12 protein-coding genes are annotated in these 17,077 nt (G+C 69.5%); 6 read left to right on the forward strand and 6 right to left on the reverse strand.

The features are described 5' to 3' along the window. Positions 1-35 precede the first annotated feature (35 nt). From ACWDOP_RS30215 to ACWDOP_RS30240, 6 genes are all read right to left on the reverse strand, one after another. On the reverse strand, positions 36-4,016 hold the full coding sequence (locus ACWDOP_RS30215; protein WP_456347764.1) for an ABC transporter ATP-binding protein: 3,981 nt from the start codon (positions 4,014-4,016) through the stop codon (positions 36-38). Positions 4,017-4,365: 349 nt separating this feature from the next. Further along, positions 4,366-5,721 (reverse strand): LLM class flavin-dependent oxidoreductase, encoded by a 1,356-nt coding sequence (locus ACWDOP_RS30220; RefSeq protein ID WP_456347765.1) that lies wholly within the window; start codon positions 5,719-5,721, stop codon positions 4,366-4,368. 11 nt (positions 5,722-5,732) lie between these two features. Then, positions 5,733-6,455: an ABC transporter ATP-binding protein gene (locus ACWDOP_RS30225; protein ID WP_456347766.1), complete on the reverse strand. Its 723-nt coding sequence runs from the start codon at positions 6,453-6,455 to the stop codon at positions 5,733-5,735. Next, positions 6,431-7,279: an ABC transporter permease gene (locus tag ACWDOP_RS30230; RefSeq protein ID WP_456347767.1), complete on the reverse strand. Its 849-nt coding sequence runs from the start codon at positions 7,277-7,279 to the stop codon at positions 6,431-6,433. Before ACWDOP_RS30230 ends, ACWDOP_RS30225 begins: the two co-directional genes overlap by 25 nt. After that, a complete protein-coding gene (locus ACWDOP_RS30235) occupies positions 7,276-8,292 on the reverse strand; it encodes an ABC transporter substrate-binding protein (RefSeq protein WP_456347768.1) in 1,017 nt (338 codons plus the stop codon). Before ACWDOP_RS30235 ends, ACWDOP_RS30230 begins: the two co-directional genes overlap by 4 nt. 192 nt (positions 8,293-8,484) lie before the next feature. Continuing rightward, positions 8,485-9,624 carry an ROK family protein gene (locus tag ACWDOP_RS30240; RefSeq protein ID WP_456347769.1) on the reverse strand — a complete coding sequence of 380 codons (1,140 nt, stop codon included), beginning with the start codon at positions 9,622-9,624 and terminating at the stop codon, positions 8,485-8,487. A gap of 362 nt (positions 9,625-9,986) precedes the next feature. Between ACWDOP_RS30240 and ACWDOP_RS30245 the strand changes: the two genes are divergently transcribed. From ACWDOP_RS30245 to ACWDOP_RS30270, 6 genes are all read left to right on the forward strand, one after another. After that, the gene (locus tag ACWDOP_RS30245; RefSeq protein ID WP_456347770.1) at positions 9,987-10,829 is read left to right on the forward strand and encodes an SGNH/GDSL hydrolase family protein; all 843 of its coding nucleotides are present in this window, start codon (positions 9,987-9,989) and stop codon (positions 10,827-10,829) included. A gap of 53 nt (positions 10,830-10,882) precedes the next feature. Then, positions 10,883-11,308, forward strand: a complete 426-nt coding sequence (locus tag ACWDOP_RS30250; RefSeq protein WP_456347771.1) for a T6SS immunity protein Tdi1 domain-containing protein — start codon at positions 10,883-10,885, stop codon at positions 11,306-11,308. Positions 11,309-11,374: 66 nt separating this feature from the next. Next, on the forward strand, positions 11,375-11,788 hold the full coding sequence (locus ACWDOP_RS30255; protein ID WP_456347772.1) for a nitroreductase family deazaflavin-dependent oxidoreductase: 414 nt from the start codon (positions 11,375-11,377) through the stop codon (positions 11,786-11,788). Positions 11,789-12,176: 388 nt separating this feature from the next. Continuing rightward, positions 12,177-13,697 carry a PucR family transcriptional regulator gene (locus tag ACWDOP_RS30260; protein ID WP_456347773.1) on the forward strand — a complete coding sequence of 507 codons (1,521 nt, stop codon included), beginning with the start codon at positions 12,177-12,179 and terminating at the stop codon, positions 13,695-13,697. A 323-nt stretch (positions 13,698-14,020) separates the two neighbouring features. Further along, positions 14,021-15,649 (forward strand): amidohydrolase, encoded by a 1,629-nt coding sequence (locus tag ACWDOP_RS30265; protein WP_456347774.1) that lies wholly within the window; start codon positions 14,021-14,023, stop codon positions 15,647-15,649. Between the two features lie 175 nt (positions 15,650-15,824). After that, positions 15,825-17,077, forward strand: a 1,253-nt coding sequence (locus tag ACWDOP_RS30270; protein WP_456347775.1) for a DUF222 domain-containing protein, incomplete at its 3' end; no start/stop codon positions are given.

Genomic DNA, 17,077 nt, shown 5'->3' on the forward strand with positions numbered 1-17,077 from the left:
GCGGGCAGTGACCCGCTGCCGGTCGGCCCGCACCCCTACCGCGCGGGCGTACCGACGTCCTCCCCCACGTACGCCGCCCAGAGTCGCCGGTACGGCCCGTCTTCCACGAGCAACTCCGCGTGCCGCCCGACCTGCAGCAGCCTGCCCTCACCCACCACCACGATCACGTCGGCGTCGGCGGCCGTCGCGAGCCGGTGCGCCACCACCACCGTGGTGCGCCCGGCGGTCAGCACATCCACCGCCGCGCGAACGCGGGCGTCGGTCGCCAGATCCAGCGACGCGGTCGCCTCGTCGAGAATGAGGATGTCGGGTTCCACGAGCTGGGCCCGGGCCAGCGCCAACAGCTGCCGCTGACCGGCGGACAGGCTCGCGCCGTGCGCGCCGATGGGCTGACGGTACCCGTGCTCGAGCGCGGCGATCATCTCGTGCGCGCCGACGGCCCGCGCCGCCCATTCGATGTCGGCGGGTGTGGCGCCGGGTTTGCCGTAGGCGATGGCCGAGTGCACGGTGTCCCCGAACAGGAACGGTTCCTGCGGCACCACGCCCAGGCGCTTGCGGTAGTCGCGCAGCCCGTAGTCGCGCACGTCTACACCGTCGACGAACACCGCCCCTGCGCTCGTGTCATACAGTCGCGCAAGCAGTTTCACCAGCGTGGACTTTCCGGCGCCGGTCTCGCCGACCACCGCGACCTTCTGCCCCGGCTCGATCCGCAGATCGATACCGGACAGCACCCGCTTGCCCGCGGGGTCGTACGCGAACCCCACGTCACGGAATTCGATCTCGCCCGCGAGCCGCTCCACCGCGATCGCGTCGTCGGCATCGGGGGTGGCGATGGGCTCGCGCATGAGCACGGCCAGCCGCTCCACGCCCACCACCGCCTGCTGGTAGCTGTCGAACACCTGCGACAGCTGCTGGATCGGCGCGAAGAGCAGATCGATGTACAGCAGGAACGCGATGAGCGTGCCCGCGGTGATCGCGTCCTCGCGCACCTGGTGCACACCGACCGCCAGCACCGCCACGGTCGCGATCACCGACATGATCTCCACGAACGGGAAGAAGATCGCCATCAGCGTCTGGCTGTGCAGCCGAGCCTGCCGGTAACCCCAGGAGCGACGCTCGAATTCGCGCTGGTTGACCGCCTCGCGGCGATAGGCCTGGGTGACGGCGATCGTGTCGACGTTCTCCTGCAGGTAGGCGTTCGCCGCGCTGACCTGCTCGCGCGCCAGGTTGTACGCGGGCACCGAGGCCCGCCGGAACCAGACGGTCGCCGCCACCAGCACCGGCAACAGCGGCACGATCACCAGCGCCAGCCCCGGATCGATGATCACCAGCGCGACCAGCACCCCGGCGATGGTGAGCGAGCTGGTCAGGGCGACCGCGAGCCCGGTCTGCAGGAACGTGGAGAGCCCGTCCACATCGGTGATCATGCGAGTCATGATGCGGCCGGACAGTTCTCGTTCGTAGAACTGCAGTCCGAGTCGCTGCAGCTGCGCGAACACCTTCACCCGCAGCCCGTACAGCAGCCGCTCACCCGCGCGCCCGGTCACCCGCACCTGCGCGACGGTGATCGCCCAGTCGACCGCGACCACCAGCAGCGCCAGCGCCGCCGCGATCAGCAGCACGTCGCGCGCGCCGGCGAGCACGCCGTGGTCGATGCCGTAGCGCACCAGGAACGGGATCAGGATCTGCGCGAGCGCGTCCAGCGCGACCAGCCCGAGCCCGGCCAGCAGCGGCAGCGCGAACGGCCGGAGCAGCCCGCGCAGATCGAACGCCGTGTCCGGGGTGTGGGAGAAGTGTTCGGGCACTTCGGGTTCCCCGGTCACCGGCGGCAATCGGTCGATCAGCGCCCGCACGTCACCGCTGGGCGGCGCACTCGACACGATCCCGCCGCCGGCGTTCGCGCCCATCGGCCCCGGCGCGCCCGCGGCCCGCTGGGAGAACGCCTTCGCCATCTGCTCCAGGGTGCGCGATTCGTCCCCGTCGGCTTCGGTGTGCGCCCACAGGCCCGCGGTGGCCGCGCCGCGCTCGACACCGTCGAGATCGTCGCCGATGCCGACCGGATCGGGCGGGGTGAACAGGGCCCGGAAGAGCTCACCGGACCGCTGGAGCTCGGGCAGCGTGCCGAGTTCGGCGATCCGCCCGCCGTCCAGCACCGCGACGCGATCGGCCAGCGCCAGGGTCGACATGCGGTGGGCCACCACGATGGTGGTGCGCCGCCGCACCTCGGCCGCGATCCGCGCGAAGATCTGCTCCTCCACCTGTGCGTCGATGGCCGAGGTGGCATCGTCGAGCACCAGGATCGGCGCATCGGTGACCAGGGCGCGCGCCAGCGCCAGGCGCTGGCGCTGCCCGCCCGAAAGCCGTTGCCCGCGTTCACCGATCATGGTGTCGAGGCCCTCGGGCAGGGCCGCGACGAACTCCTCGGCCGCGGCCAGGCGCAGCGCGTGCCAGACCTGCTCGTCCGTCGCGTCCGGCACCCCGTAGGCGACGTTGGCGCGCACGGTGTCGGCCATGAGCGCGGGATCCTCGAACACCATGGCGACCCGCGACCGCAGGTCCGGGATCTCGCGAATATCGGTGCCGTCGAGCAGAATCCGGCCCGCGTCCGGATCGAACAGGCGGGGCAGCAGCTGCACCAGCACCGACTTGCCCGATCCCGCGGTGCCGGCGATGGCGACCGTCTCCCCCGGTTCGACCACCAGATCCAGTCCGTCGAGCACCGGCGGCTGATCCTCGAACGCGAAACGCACGCCCCGGAACTCGATCCGATGCACCTGTTCGGAATCGACCGGCGCGCCCCTGTTCTCGACGTGCGCCTTCGCCGTGAGACTCGCGACCGTTCCGGCACCGGGCGTTGCCCCCGCGGATTCGGCCGCGACCGGCGTCTCGATCACCTCGCGCACGCGATCCAGCGACGCCCGACCCTGCTGGCTCACGGTGAGCAGCATCGAGAACATGCGAATCGGGTGCACGAACGAACCGAGATAGGTCATGAACGCCAGGAACGTGCCCAGCGTGATCGACTGCCCCAGCGCCAGCAACCCGCCGACGATGAGCACCAGCGCCTGTCCCACCGCCGGAATCGTCTGCAGCGCCGGGACATACCGGCTCGTTATCCGCGTGATCCGCAGCCGCGACCGGTACAGGTCCCGCGCCGACGCCGCCAGCCCCTCCAGCTCGTGCGACTCCTGACCGAACCCCTTCACCACGCGAACGCCGGTCACCGCGGCCTCCACGCGCATGGCGACCTCGGCCGCCCGCGCCTGCGCGTCCCAGTTGGCGGGGAACAACTCGCGCTGACTGCGCCGGGTGATGAACCACAGCGCCGGAATCACCAGCAGAGCGATCGCGGTCAGCGCCGGGGACATGGTCGCCATCAGGGTCAGCGAGACCACGAGCAGCACCGCGTTGCCGCCGACCATCGGAACCAGCTGCAGGAACATCTGAATCAGCGTCACGTCGGTGATCGCCCGGCTGACCACCTGCCCGGTGTACAGCCCCGAGCGCTGCCGCCCGTTGAGCCGAAGCAGCGCCGCGAACAGATCCCGGCGCAGATCGTGCTGCACGTCCAGCGACAACCGCGAGGACCCGGTCCGGCGCGCGTAACTGGCGATGAACCGCCCTACCCCCACCCCGAGCAGCAGCAGCGCCCACGGCAGCACCGAGGCCGCACCCACGGTGAGCGTGTCGACCACGTGCCGCACGATCAACGGCAGTGCGGCCGTGGCGATCGCGGCCAGCACCGCGCCCACGACGGTGGCGACCACGGTCCGCCGATGCTCACCGCACCGCCGCAACAGATACCGAATCCACCCCGTTCCGGTGTCCGTCCCGCCCGCGCCCGGGTCGGGCTCGTCCAGGTGCGAGTCGCTCCGCACCCGCTCGCCGCTCACTCTCCCGGAGTCCGCGACGACCTCGGGCAGTACGCTCGCCGCCGCTGTCCCTGCTCCGGAACTCCTGATCGCCTCCGCGTCACCGGCCCCCGAACCCGGTTCTCCGACAGCTGTCTTCGTCACACCAACTCACCAACTTTCGCACCCGAGAAGGTGCTGCAATCCGAAACCGAGCCACCCGGCCCGACGTACTCGCCCTGTGTGCCTTCGGCTTTCGGCCCCGCCCGCGGCCCGCCCCCGAAACCGGCGGCACCTCCCACGACCTCGCCGGCACGCCACCCACCGCGCGGGAACCGCACATCGGACCCCAGCCGCCCGGGCACATCCCTCAGCTCCGGCGGCCGCGCACCGTCGCCACCAATCAACTCGACCGGACATCGTTCCAGCGCACCGGAACTCCCCGTCCCCGGAAACGCCGAAGCCGCGGCCTCCGAAACGGAGGCCGCGGTGTCGAAACAGTCGGAGTCCGAACTCATCCGGCGACCGCGAGCGGCTCGGCGACCGGCGGCGCGAGATCGTACTGGTTCTCCGGTCGATCCAGCCCGTAGTGCCCGCGCAGCGTCGACTCGCTGTACTCGGTCCGGAACAGCCCGCGCTGCTGCAGGATCGGCACGACCTCCTCGACGAAGCGGTCCAGCCCCGAGGGCAGCACCGCGGGCATGATGTTGAACCCGTCGGCGGCCCCGCGCGTGAACCACTCCTCGATGACGTCCGCGACCTGCACCGCGGTGCCGGCGAAGGTCTTGTGCCCGCGCCCGCCGCCGAGCCGCCCGATGAGCTGGCGCAGCGTGAGGTTCTCGCGCCGGGCGAGATTCACGATCAGCGTGAACCGGCTCTTGGCGCCCTGGATCTCGTCCTCGGACGGCAGATCGTCGGGCAGTTGGCTGTCCAGGTCGAGGTCCTCCACCGGGATCCCCCACACCTTGGCCAGCTGCCGCTTGGCGTACTCGGGTGAGATGAGCCGCTCGAGCTCGGCGTCGAGCTCGCGGGCGTGCTCCTCGGTGTCACCGATGACGGGCACGATGCCGGGCAGGATCTTGATCGTCTCGGGATCGCGGCCGAACGCCACCGCCCGGCGCTTGACGTCGCGGTAGAACTCCAGCCCGTCCTCGAGGGTCTGCTGCGCGGTGAACACGGCCTCGGCGTAGCGGGCCGCGAACTCCTTGCCGTTCTCCGACGAACCCGCCTGCACCAGAACGGGATACCCCTGCGGCGACCGGGGCAGGTTCAGCGGTCCGGCGACCTTGAAGAACCGGCCCTCGTGGTCGATGGCCCGCACCTTGGCCGAATCGGTGTGCACACCCGACTCCTTGTCGGCCAGCACCGCGTCATCGGCCCAGCTGTCCCACAGCTTGGTCGCGACCTCGACGAACTCCGCCGCCTTCTCGTAGCGCAGCTTGTGGTCCGGCACGTCGTCGAGCCCGAAGTTGCGGGCCGCGTCCGCCCCGGCGGTGGTGACGATGTTCCACCCCACCCGGCCGTTGGAGACCCAATCGACCGAGGCGAACCGCCGCGCCAGGTTGAACGGATCGTTGTAACTGGTGGAGGCGGTGGCGATGAGCCCGATGCGCGAGGTCTGCACGGCGATGGCGGTCAGCAGCACGGTCGGCTCAAGCTTGCCGCTGGGCCGGCGGCCGGTGTCACCGAACAGCACGGGGCTGTCGGCGAAGAAGATGGAGTCCAGCTTGCCGCGCTCGGCGATCTGGGCCAGGTGCACGTAGTGCTCGATCTTGGTGTTCGCGTACGGGTCCGACTCCGGCAGCCGCCACGACGCCTCGTGGTGGCCGGTGGACATCAGGAACGCGTTGAGGTGCAACTGTTTCGACATGGGGAGTCCTTTCAGACACCGGCCGGGACGACGCCCAGCGCGGTCAGCAGCGTGCGGCGGATGCGCTGGAATTCCGGATCACCGGGATCGCGTTCGCCGGGCAGTTCGATGGGCAGGTCGATGGTCAGGCGGCCCGCGTCCAGCACCAGGACGCGTTCGGCGAGCGCGATCGCCTCGTCCACGTCGTGGGTGACCAGCAGGACCGCCGGGGTGTGCCGCCGCACCAGATCGCGCAGCAGCTCGTGCATCCGAATGCGGGTCAGGGCGTCGAGCGCGCCGAAGGGCTCGTCGGCCAGCAGCAGGGCCGGGTCGCCGACCAGCGCCCGCGCCAGCGCCACGCGCTGCTGCTCCCCGCCGGAGAGCTCGTTCGGCCAGGCCCGCTCCCGCCCCGCCAAGCCGACCTCGGCCAGCAGCGCGGTGGCGTCGGCGCGCTTGGAGCGCGGCTGCCCGAACAGCACGTTCGGCAGCACCCGCTGCCAGGGCAGCAGTCGTGAATCCTGGAACACCACCGAGGTTTTCGCGGGCACCCGCAGCGAGCCCGAACCGCTCACATCGTGATCGAGCCCGGCCAGCGCGCGCAGCAGCGTGCTCTTGCCCGAACCGCTGCGCCCGAGCAGGGCCACGAACTGGCCCGGCGGGATGGTCAGCGTGATGTCGTCCAGGATCGTCCGGTCACCGAAGGATCGCTTCAGATCCCTGGTCTGGACGCCTAGTTCGCGATGGTCTGACGCCATGACAGCACCTTGCGCTCGAGCAGACGGATGGCCGCGTCGGAGATGAGTCCGAACACGCCGTAGATGACCAGGCCGACCAGGATGACATCGGCCTGCCCGTAGTTCTGCGCGCTGTACATCATTTTGCCCAATCCGTCGGTGGCATTGACGGATTCGACGACGATGAGCGAGAGCCACGCACCGGTGACCGAGAGCCGCAGCCCCAGGAAGAAGCCGGGCAGCGAGCCCGGGATCACCACGCGGGAGATGAACTCGGTGCGCGAAACACCCTGCACCTCGGCCAATTCCACGAACCGCTTGTCGATGGTGGTGAGCGAGGCGTGCGTCTGGATGTACATGGCCACGATGACGCCGAAGGTGATCAGCACGATCTTGAACGATTCGCCGATGCCCAGCCACAGGATCATCAGCGGAATCAAGCCCAGCGTCGGCACCGCGCGCTTGAGCTGCAACGGCCCGTCCACCAGCGATTCCCCGAAGCGGGACAACCCGGCGACCAGGGCCAGGGCGGTGCCGACGACCACGCCGATGCCCAGGCCGAGCAACGCCCGGCTCAGCGACGCCGAGACGTTCTCCGCCAGCGAGCCGTCCAGGAACAGCTCCCAGCCCGTGGTCACCACGGTCCACGGCGCGGAAAGCTTGCGCTCGTCCAGCAGTTCGAAGTGCGACCCGGCGGCCCACGCGCCGATCAGCAGCACCACACCGAACAGCCGGGCGAAGGGAACGGCTTTGCGCAGCCCGAGCCGGCGCAGCCGGCGCCGATCGACGAAGCCGTCGGTGGCCGGGGCGGTCGCGACGGACAGCCGCGGAATGGCGATCGTCATGACTGCACCTTCTCCCGGTAGGTGGCCGGGACGGCGTCGGTGGCCAGGCCCTCGAAGCGCCGGTCGAACAGCGTCGCGGCGTCGAAACTCTTACCGAAATAGCCGGAACCGGTGACCAGGTCGATCGTTTCCTGCTCCCACTTGATCGCGTCATCCCATTTCGCCGGGTAATACGGGCGCTCGACCCTGGCGATGATGCGCTTGGCCTCGTCGGCCGAAACTTTCTGGTCCTTCACGTAATACGCGTCCGCCCATTCGGCGGGATGCTCCCAGGCCCAGATATCCGCGCGCGCCCAGACCTTCACGAATTCGGTGACGGCGGCAAGTTTCGAGGAATCCTGCAGCACCGCGGTCGGCGCCCAGAGCACCGTGAGCGCGTCGACCGCGGGGGTCACGACCGCCTTCGCGCCCTGATCGCCGTACTGGTTGATGTACTTGGTGAGCTGCGGCTCGGCGAGCGGGGCCACATCGATCTGATCGCCCTGCAGCGCGGTCAGGAACTGAGGGCTGTTCAGTTCCACCAGCTGCACATCCTTGGGGGTGAGCCCCGCGGCCTGCAGGGTGCGCAGCACGACCACGCCCTGGGCCTGGCCGGGCGAGAAACCGATCTTCTTGCCGCGCAGGTCCTGAATGGAGTTGATCCCGGCCTTGGGCGCGGTGGCCAGCTTGTACAGCGGGGTCGTGCGCACCTTGACGCCGACGATCTTGGCGTCGACGCCGGTGGCGCGGGCGTGAATCGGCGGGATGCCCGCGTTGCTGGCCACGTCCACCGAACCGCCCCGGAAGGCCTGGATCACATCGGGTCCGGCCGAGACCGCGGGCCAGTCCGACACCGTGAACGGCAGCGCGCCGAGCTGGCCGGAGGCCTGCAACGCGATGCGGGTGGTGTTGATCGAGATCGAGAGTTCGGTGTTCGGCGGCACCTGGGTCGGCAGGGCGGCGGTCAGCGCGGTGTCGCCGGTCTCATCGGTGGCGCAACCACTGGCGAGCAGGACCGCGGCGGTCGCCGCCAAACCTATTCTGCGAAAAGCGGTTCGCAATGTGTTCTCCCTGATTGAAATCGCCTGAAGGTTTCTCGGAAATTCGGGCGGCAACGACAATCGAGGAATTCGAATCGATCGGCGGGTGCGTGCATTTCCATGCTGAGACTGTCCTGGAAGACGCTGTGCTCGAGCAACATTCGTTCGACTTAAAATTACTCGGAATCAAAGGGCGGCCGCCGCGGGCACCGCGACGACAGCCAGCGGATCGCTGTAGAGGCGCTGCAGCACCACCGCTCCCGCCGCCATCTCCAATACCCGGCCCAGGAACGAGGATTCGGTGACGATCTCCTCCGGTCGCTCACAGGAGGAGAAACGCCGCACGGTATCCAGATAGGCCGCGCGCACCCCGGGCACTCGCACCAGCGCCGGATCGACGATCACCACCGCGTCCGGATCCAGCAGATCCACCAGGACCGCCACCGCGCGCCCGAGCACGCGGGCCCGTCCGGCGAACAGCTCGCGGGCCACCTCGTGCCGCCCAGCCGCGACGATGAGATCGGGAATCGTCTTGACCGCCAAGCCCTCCCGCTGCCCCCGCGCCACCAGCGCACGATCGGTGCACTCGGTCAGCGCCTCGGCCACCTCCCCGCCGGCGAGCCGGGTGATCGCGCCGGCCGCCGAGCGCGGCCCGTAGTGCACCCGCCCGTGCACGGCGAACGCCACGTCGATGACGTTGCCCGCGAACAGCGCCACCGTCGCCGAGGCGTGGCGCACCTTGCCGAACAGCTGCTCGGCGTGCAACAACGACCTGGTGTGACTGTCCAGGCTCACCGGCAGGCCGGTGTGATCCGAGAAGTACTGGCGCACAGCCACATTGCGCCACCGCAGGAAGCCGTGATCGATGACCGACCCCGCCGAGCTGTCCACCCAGCCGCCGATCGCGACCCCGAGCCCGATCACCCGCTCGCTCAACTCGCCCAGCAGCCGCCGGACCTCGGCCGCGGCCCCGGCCAGTATCTCCCCGGGATCCAGCCCCGGATGCGGAATGCGATGCGAGAGCCGCACCGCCCCCGCGATGTCGAGCACGGTCACCGTGACCTGTTCGGCCGCGATGTGCACCCCGATCACGACATTGCCCGCGGTGTGCAGCGCCAGCGGCGAATGCGGCCGCCCCATCCCCGCCGGGCTCGCGGTCTCGGCCTGCTCGATCAGCAGCCCGGCCTCCACCAGTGCCCGCACCTGCATGGTCACCGTCGCCGGTGACAGCCCCGCCACCTTCGCGACGGCGCTGCGCGGCACCGTGCCGCCCTCCAGCACCGCCCGCAGTACCGCCCCCGCACTCGTGCCCCCTGTCGTCACCATCCGAACGCACCTCCGGTCGACCGAAGCCCCCATGGTCGGTGTGAATTCGACGGGGCGGAACCGTTGCACTCGGCGTGATTCCGAGCGGCCGTTCTCGGAGTGATTTCCGAGTGCGCGCGATCGGCGGTGTGTCGCGCACACGCCGTCGCCTGATTTCGACTCGATCTCGTGCGATGCGACTATGACCGGGCGCCGGGCCCAATGGCGGAAGAACGGTTATCCGAGGGTGTCCGGTTCGACATAGTCGACCCGCTAGCGGCAAGAGATTATTCGGTATCGTCACGGATCTGTCGAATGAATCTATTGGCAGATGCACTGCATGACAATGGAATTCCGTCGGTCACGAGAATGCTGAGATCGAGATGCGCAAGCTTTCCTTGGTTCTGGCTGTCGTTGTCGGTGCCGCGCTGTTCGCGGCCGCACCCGCGCGAGGTACGCCGCCGCTGGGAAAATATGTGGCGCTGGGTGATTCGTACGCCGCGACCGCCGATGTCACCGACGTCTACGGACCACTCCTGTGCCTGCGGTCGCGCCAGAGTTATCCCAATCGCCTCGTCGCCGCGCTCGGGCCCGCGGTCTTCGTGGACAACACCTGCAGCGGCGCGGTCGCGCGTGAGTTGACGATCAAACAGTTCGACGGGCTCACCGCGGACACCGACCTGGTCACGGTGACCATGGGTTGGAACGATCTCGACCTGCTCGGGACGCTGGGCCCGTGCCTGGCCGTGTCCCTGCTGGAAACGCCCATCACTCCCGTCGGCAACCCGTGCGAGCGGCAGTTCACCGGCGCCGGCGTCGACACCCTGGCCGCGCGCGTGGAGAACGAGGCGCGGCCCGCGATCGCGGGCGCCCTGGCCGCCGTGCGCGAGCGCGCGCCGGAAGCGATCATCGTCGCGGTGAACTATCCGTCGGTGCTGCCGCCGGCCACCGCCGACTGCGGCTACGGCACCGGTGTCGCGCGCGGCGACGTCCCGTACATCTACCGCACCCTCCGGCACATTTCCACGGTGCTGCTCGAAGAGGCCGCGGCGATCGGCGCCCTGACCGTCGACGCCAATGCCGTCACCGGCCACGATGGCTGCCGCCCCGGACCGCAACGCTGGGTCGAGCCGCTGATCAGCAGTACGACGACGATTCCCCTGCACCCGAATCCGCGCGGCGCGGCCGCCGTGGCCGACCTGGTGCTGGCCGCCCTCGGCCGGTGACGCCGCCGTCGGGAGGCCCACCGGGCTCTGGTTGGATGGGCTCAGTGACTAGCGTGCCCTTCAAATTGGTCGGCCCCCACCCGTTCGAACAGGTGATGCCGGGGTGGTCCGAACACTTTCCCCGGTACGACCGGGTGGTCGGCTACTCCGATCTCGGGCACGCGTTCCTCATGAGCACCCGCACCGGGGAATACGCGGTGCTCGACCCGTACAGCGCCGGGACCAAGGCCCTCGGAATCCATTCCGACATAGGCGCTTTCGTGGACCGGGTGCTCTTCGACCCGGATTTCATCACCTACGTGCTGCAGCCCGGCCACGTCGCCGCCATTCGCAAGCGCCTGGGCCCGCTCGCCGAGAACGAGGTCTACATCGCCACCCCGTACCCCTTCCTCGGCGGCTCCGAGGACCCCGAATCCTATGACCGGGGCGGGGTCTGGGTGTTCTTCGACCTGGTCGCCCAGGCGCACGGCTTCGAATAGCCCTCCCCCGGAATTTTCCGGGCCGCGGTGCTGGTTGCTGCCACGAGACACTGCGAGAGGACGGGTATGAGCACCTTCAACGACACCGTGATCGACGAGTTCCGCGCCAACGGCGGCAAGGTGGGCGGCCCCTTCGAGGGCCGCACGAACCTGGTGCTGATCACGACCACCGGCGCGAAGTCCGGGCGGGCGATCACCAACCCGCTCGTCTACGTGCCCGACGGTGACCGCATCATCCTCATCGCCTCCAACGGCGGCGCCGATAAGAACCCCGCCTGGTATCACAACCTCCGTGCCGACCAGCGGCTCACCGTCGAGGTGGGCACCGAAACCTATTCCGCGAAGGCGGAATTCGTCGCACCGCCGGAAAGTGACGAGCTCTACGCCCGCATGGTCGAGATCATGCCCCAGTTCGCGGACTACAAGCTGAAGACCGCCCGCGACATCCCGGTGGTGGCGGTGTACCGCGAAACCGCCTGACCTGGACCGCCGGACCCGCGCTCGTGAACCGTGTCGGTGCGAGTGCGGGGTTGGCGAGCCGGGGCGTGTTTGCCGGTGCGGGGGTGGGTTGCCGAGGGTGGAGCCGATGGGGGTATGCTGTGGAAACGAATCGCCCGCGTCGGGCACTCTTCCCACTCTTTCCCCGGGAATCGAAGTATGTGTAACCGACGGTTACATGTAAACCGGGGCGACTCGCCGCCCCCGCGGCAGCCCCCTTCTTGCTGATCTTCCAGCCGTGCCTTCTCGCCGCTCGGGCGGTGCTTCTGCCGGCCGCCGACGCGTGTTCGCAGGGCGTGACACTCCGGCCCGACTGCGCCGGATCGTCGATCAGGTCGGCGCGCCATCACCGTTTTGTACACTCCACAGGGTGTCGGTTCCGGTCAGTTGGATCCTCGCGCAACCCGATCTGTCGATACCGCTTCGCGGCGGTGCGGCGGGGCTCGCACGCACGATCGACCTGGTCATCACCACCGAACTCGAAGACCCCTTCCGCTGGTTGTCCGGCGGAGAACTGGTGCTCACCACCGGCACGCGCCTGCCGCACGCGCCTACCGCACGCGCGGACTACCTGCGCGGCCTGCACCGAAGAGGCGTTGCCGCAATCGGTTTCGGGATCGGCGTCTCGCATCCGGAAGTGCCGGCGGATCTGGTGGCCGCCGCCGACGAGGTCGGCCTGCCGCTGTTCGAGGTTCCGCTGCCCACCCCGTTCGCCGTCATCGTCAAACGCGTCGCCGACCGCGCCGCGCAACTGCAGGCCGACGCCGTCCAGCGCGCCGCCCGTGCCCAGCCGCGTATGACCCGGGCCCTGGTGCGTTCGGGCGCCCGCGCGATCGTGCGCGAACTCGCCACCTCCCTGCGCGCCACCGTGCTGGTCCTGGACTCGGCCGGGCGCGTGACCGCCGCGCACCCCGACGCACCCGACGACGCCCTGCTCGAGACCGTGCGCGAGGCCCTGGCCACGGAGTCGGTCGCCCCGCCCGACACCCGCCCCGAGCGCACGAGCAGCGGCGTCACCCATCAGCGCATCGGCGTCGGCGGCCGCGCGCACGGCGATCTGGTCGTCGTCGGCCCCGGACCGCTCGGCCCCGCCGAACAGATCCTGCTCGGCCACGCCAATTCGCTGCTGTCCCTGGCATTCGAGAAACCGGCCCGCCTGTGGGAGGCCCAGCACCGCCTCAACAGCACCGTGCTCGGCCTGCTGCTGAGCACCGAAACCGATCTCACTCCCGCCTGGACCCAGCTGGCCCAGGCCGCCGACGCCGCCGGGCGCATCCGCGTGCTCGCCGCCGACTGCGACTCCGCCGAGTCCGTCGAGGACGTGCGCGCCACCGCGGAGACCATGGCCGTGCGCGGCGGGCACCCGCTGTTCCTGCACGTGCGCCGCCGCCGCGTGCTGCTCGCGCTCCCCGGTGTCGCCGCGGTCGCCTTCGCCCGGGAACTGGCCGCCGACCTGGCCCCCGGCAGCACCGTGCGCTACGGGCTCAGTGGCGAACACCCCCTGGACGAACTGGTCGCCGCCGCCGAAGCCGCCGAACTGGCCGCCTCGGCCGCCGAACGCGGCGGCGCCCCCGCCGAGTTCGGCACCCTGACCGGCCGCTCCCTGCTGTCCTTCGACGCCACCCGCCGCGTCCTGGACACGATGGCGCGCACGGTCCTGGCCCCGCTCGCCGACCACGACACCAGCCACGGCACCGATCTGGTCGAGTCCCTGCGCGCCTACCTCGAGGCCAACGGCCACTGGGAGTCGGCCGCCGCCGACCTCGGCGTACACCGTCACACCCTGCGCAAGCGGATCGCGACCGCCGCCGACGTGCTGGGCTGCAACCTGGACAGCGCCCGCGTCCGCGCCGAGCTGCTGCTGGCGTTGCTCGCGCGCGGAAAACCCTGACCCTGGCGGGGTGCCGTCCTCGCCCTGGTCGGCGACGAACGAGCCCGCGTGTTCCGCTGAGTAGCGTGGCGGTCGGGTCCAGGATGATGTTCGACGCATCTCCCGAGCGGGATCGTCCTGTTGGCGGCCGTGGACTGCCCCTGCCACTGGATCCCGATCCACGCGGCGCTGCGGTGTCGGGTGGTACCGGACGACGACCGGCGTGAGTGGGGACCGAGGTACCCGCGGTCCTTCGCGGAGCCAGGGCCCGGGATCATGGAGGAGCCGAGTCCGGCTCCGGCCGGTGCGTACAGGGCGCGGGAACCGCAGTCAGGAGTGAACCCATGAGCCATGCCGACCTGGTGTTCGTCGGCGGCACCGTCCTCACCATGGACGCCGCCCGCAGCACCGCGACGGCACTGGCCGTCACCGGCGACCGGATCAGCGCCGTGGGCGACCGCGATGTGCGCGAATCGATCGGCCCGGCAACCGAAGTCGTCGACCTGGCGGGTGGGGCGCTGCTGCCCGGATTCCACGACGCGCACATCCACGCCGCGGCGGCGGGCCTGGAACTGGCGGCCTGCGACCTGACCGGCACCGTCGAGATCCGCGAGTACCTGCGCCGGGTCGCGGACTACGCGGCGGCGAACCCCCATCGGGAGTGGATAACCGGCAGTGGCTGGTCCCTCGAGAGCTTCCCCGGCGGCCTGCCGACCCGCGACCTGCTCGACGCCGTCGTCGCCGACCGGCCGGTGTACCTGGTCAATCGCGACCATCACGGCGCGTGGGCCAACACCCGAGCGCTTGAGCTGGCCGGCATCACCGCGGACACCCCCGACCCCGCCGACGGCCGGATCGAACGCGAATCCGGCGGCGTCCCTTCGGGAATGCTCCAGGAGGGCGCGATGACCCTCGTCGAGCAGGTGCTGCCGCCGATCACGCACGCCGAACGCGTGGACGGCATCCTGCGCGCCCAGCGCACGCTGCACGCGCTGGGCATCACGGCCTGGCAGGAGGCGATAGTCAGCGTGGACGGCACGCCCTTCGACTGCGCCGCCGCCTACCTCGACGCCGCCGAACGCGGCCTGCTCACCGCGCGCGTGAGCGGCGCGCAATGGTGGGACCGGGAGCGCGACGCCGAACAGATCCCGGATATGCTGCTGCGCCGCAAGCGATTCGCCGCCGAGCGCTTCCGTCTCGACACCGTCAAGATCATGCAGGACGGCATCGCGGAGAACTACACCGCCGCGATGATCGACCAGTACCGCGACCATCGGGGGTGCTGCACCGGCAATGCCGGGATCAGCTTCGTCGATCCGATCGCCCTGCGCGAGTACGTGACCGAGCTGGACGCCAACGACTTCCAGGTCCACTTCCACGCCCTGGGCGATCGCGCCGTGCGCGAGGTGCTCGACGCGCTCGAGGCCGCCCGCACGACCAACGGCCCGCGCGGCAACCGGCACCACCTGGCCCACCTGCAGACGCTGCACGCCACGGACATCGCGCGCTTCCAGCCCCTGGGCGCGATCGCGAACCTGCAACCCCAGTGGGCCGCACACGAACCCCAGCTCGACGAGCTGACCCTGCCGTTCCTCGGCGGCGACGCCGCGACCCGGCAGTACCTCTTCGGCGATCTCGCCCGAGCCGGGGCCACCCTGGCCTGCGGCAGTGATTGGCCGGTCAGCTCGCCTGATCCCCTCGAAGGCGTGCATGTCGCGGTCAACCGCGTCACCCCGGGCTCGGCGCTGCCGCCGCTGCTGCCGGACCAGCGGCTGGACCTCATGACCGCACTCGCGGCGTACACGGCGGGGTCGGCTCACGTGCTGCGCAGCCCGGACACGGGGACACTGCGGCGGGGTGCGCTGGCGGATGTGGTTGTGCTGGATCGCAATCCGTTCGAGGGGGCGGCGGAGGAGATCGCGAATACGAAGGTTGTTCAGACGTTCGTGGGCGGGGTGCGTGTGCACGGGTGAGTTGGGATTTCGAAATGGAGAAATTGCTCATTCGTTCAGTTGATAGGTGTCCGAAATGCGTTGTATTACAAGAGAATTGGGCTATTCATACTCGCTATAGAGGGGTAGAATTGGGGGTATGAATTCGGGAGAGGTACCCACAATCGCGCAGAGTGCCAAAGCACTCGCCGCCGCGGTGGAGAACCTGCTCGAATTGCCGATGTACTCGTTGCCCGGTAACGAGGTCATTGAAGTGATGCAGGAGCTCGAAACCAGCTTCCGCAAACTCGAAGCCGTGAAACAACGGTTCGCGCTCGAATGCGCGGCACAGAACCTGCCCTCCGAAGCGGGCGTGAAGAACCTGACCCTGTTCCTGCAACAAACACTGCGACTGTCCTACGCCGAGGCCGCCGCCCGGGTCAGGAATGCCGACTTGCTGTCGACGGTGTCGGTGGGTTCGAGCACCCGCCCGCCGGTCCTGCCGCTCGTAGCGGCAGCGCAACGGGCCGGGGAGGTCTCCGCCGACCACATCAAGGCCATCAACGATGCGATGAAGCAGATCCCCGATGCGGCGGGTCCCGAAGTCAAAGACCGTGCCGAACAGCACCTCACCTCTTATGCCCGTCAGGGTGACCCGAAGGGTGTGACCAAGCTCGGAGTTCACATTCTGGCCCACGTCGACCCGGACGGGCGCTTGATCGAAGACAGGGACCGCCAGCGGGTCCGCGAGATCAAGATCGGGCATCAGCGGATCGACGGCATGTACCCGATCTCGGGATTCCTGACCCCGCAGTTGGGTGCGGTCATGATCCCGGTGCTCGAGAAATTCGGCCGCCCCGGCATGTGCAATCCCGATGATCCCGAAAGCCCGTGGACCACCGCTGAACTCGGTCTCGATACCGAACTCGACGACGGCGACGAGAACACCGACGATATCGATACAGACGACCCTTCGTTGCCCCCGGCCGAACGTGCCCGCGCTGCAGCCCGCGCGAAGCTGCGCGCGGCAGCCAAAAGGGATCACCGCACAGCTGCTCAGCGCAACCATGACGCTCTGCTGGTGTTCTTCCGCCCGGATATGGGACCCACGCGACTGGGATCGCATCGCGGACTGCCGGTCTCGACCATCATCACCATGAGCATCGAGGACCTGGAGAAGCGCTCCGGGGTCGCCACCACCGCCACCGGCGGGACCATGTCGATCACCCAAGCACTCCAGGTCGCCAGGAACTCGACCCCGTACCTGGTCGTGCTCGACCGCAACGGCCGCCCACTGCACCTGTCACGCGGACAACGCCTCGCGAACCCGGCACAACGTCTGGCGCTGACCGCCACCGAGCGGGGCTGCACTCGGCCCGGTTGCGACGCGCCAGCGAGCCGCTCGGCTGTCGGTGCAGTACGCGGACTACACCCTCTGGCAGCGGGATCGCCTCGGCGCCGCGGACGACG

This window comes from Nocardia sp. NPDC003693, assembly GCF_053981095.1.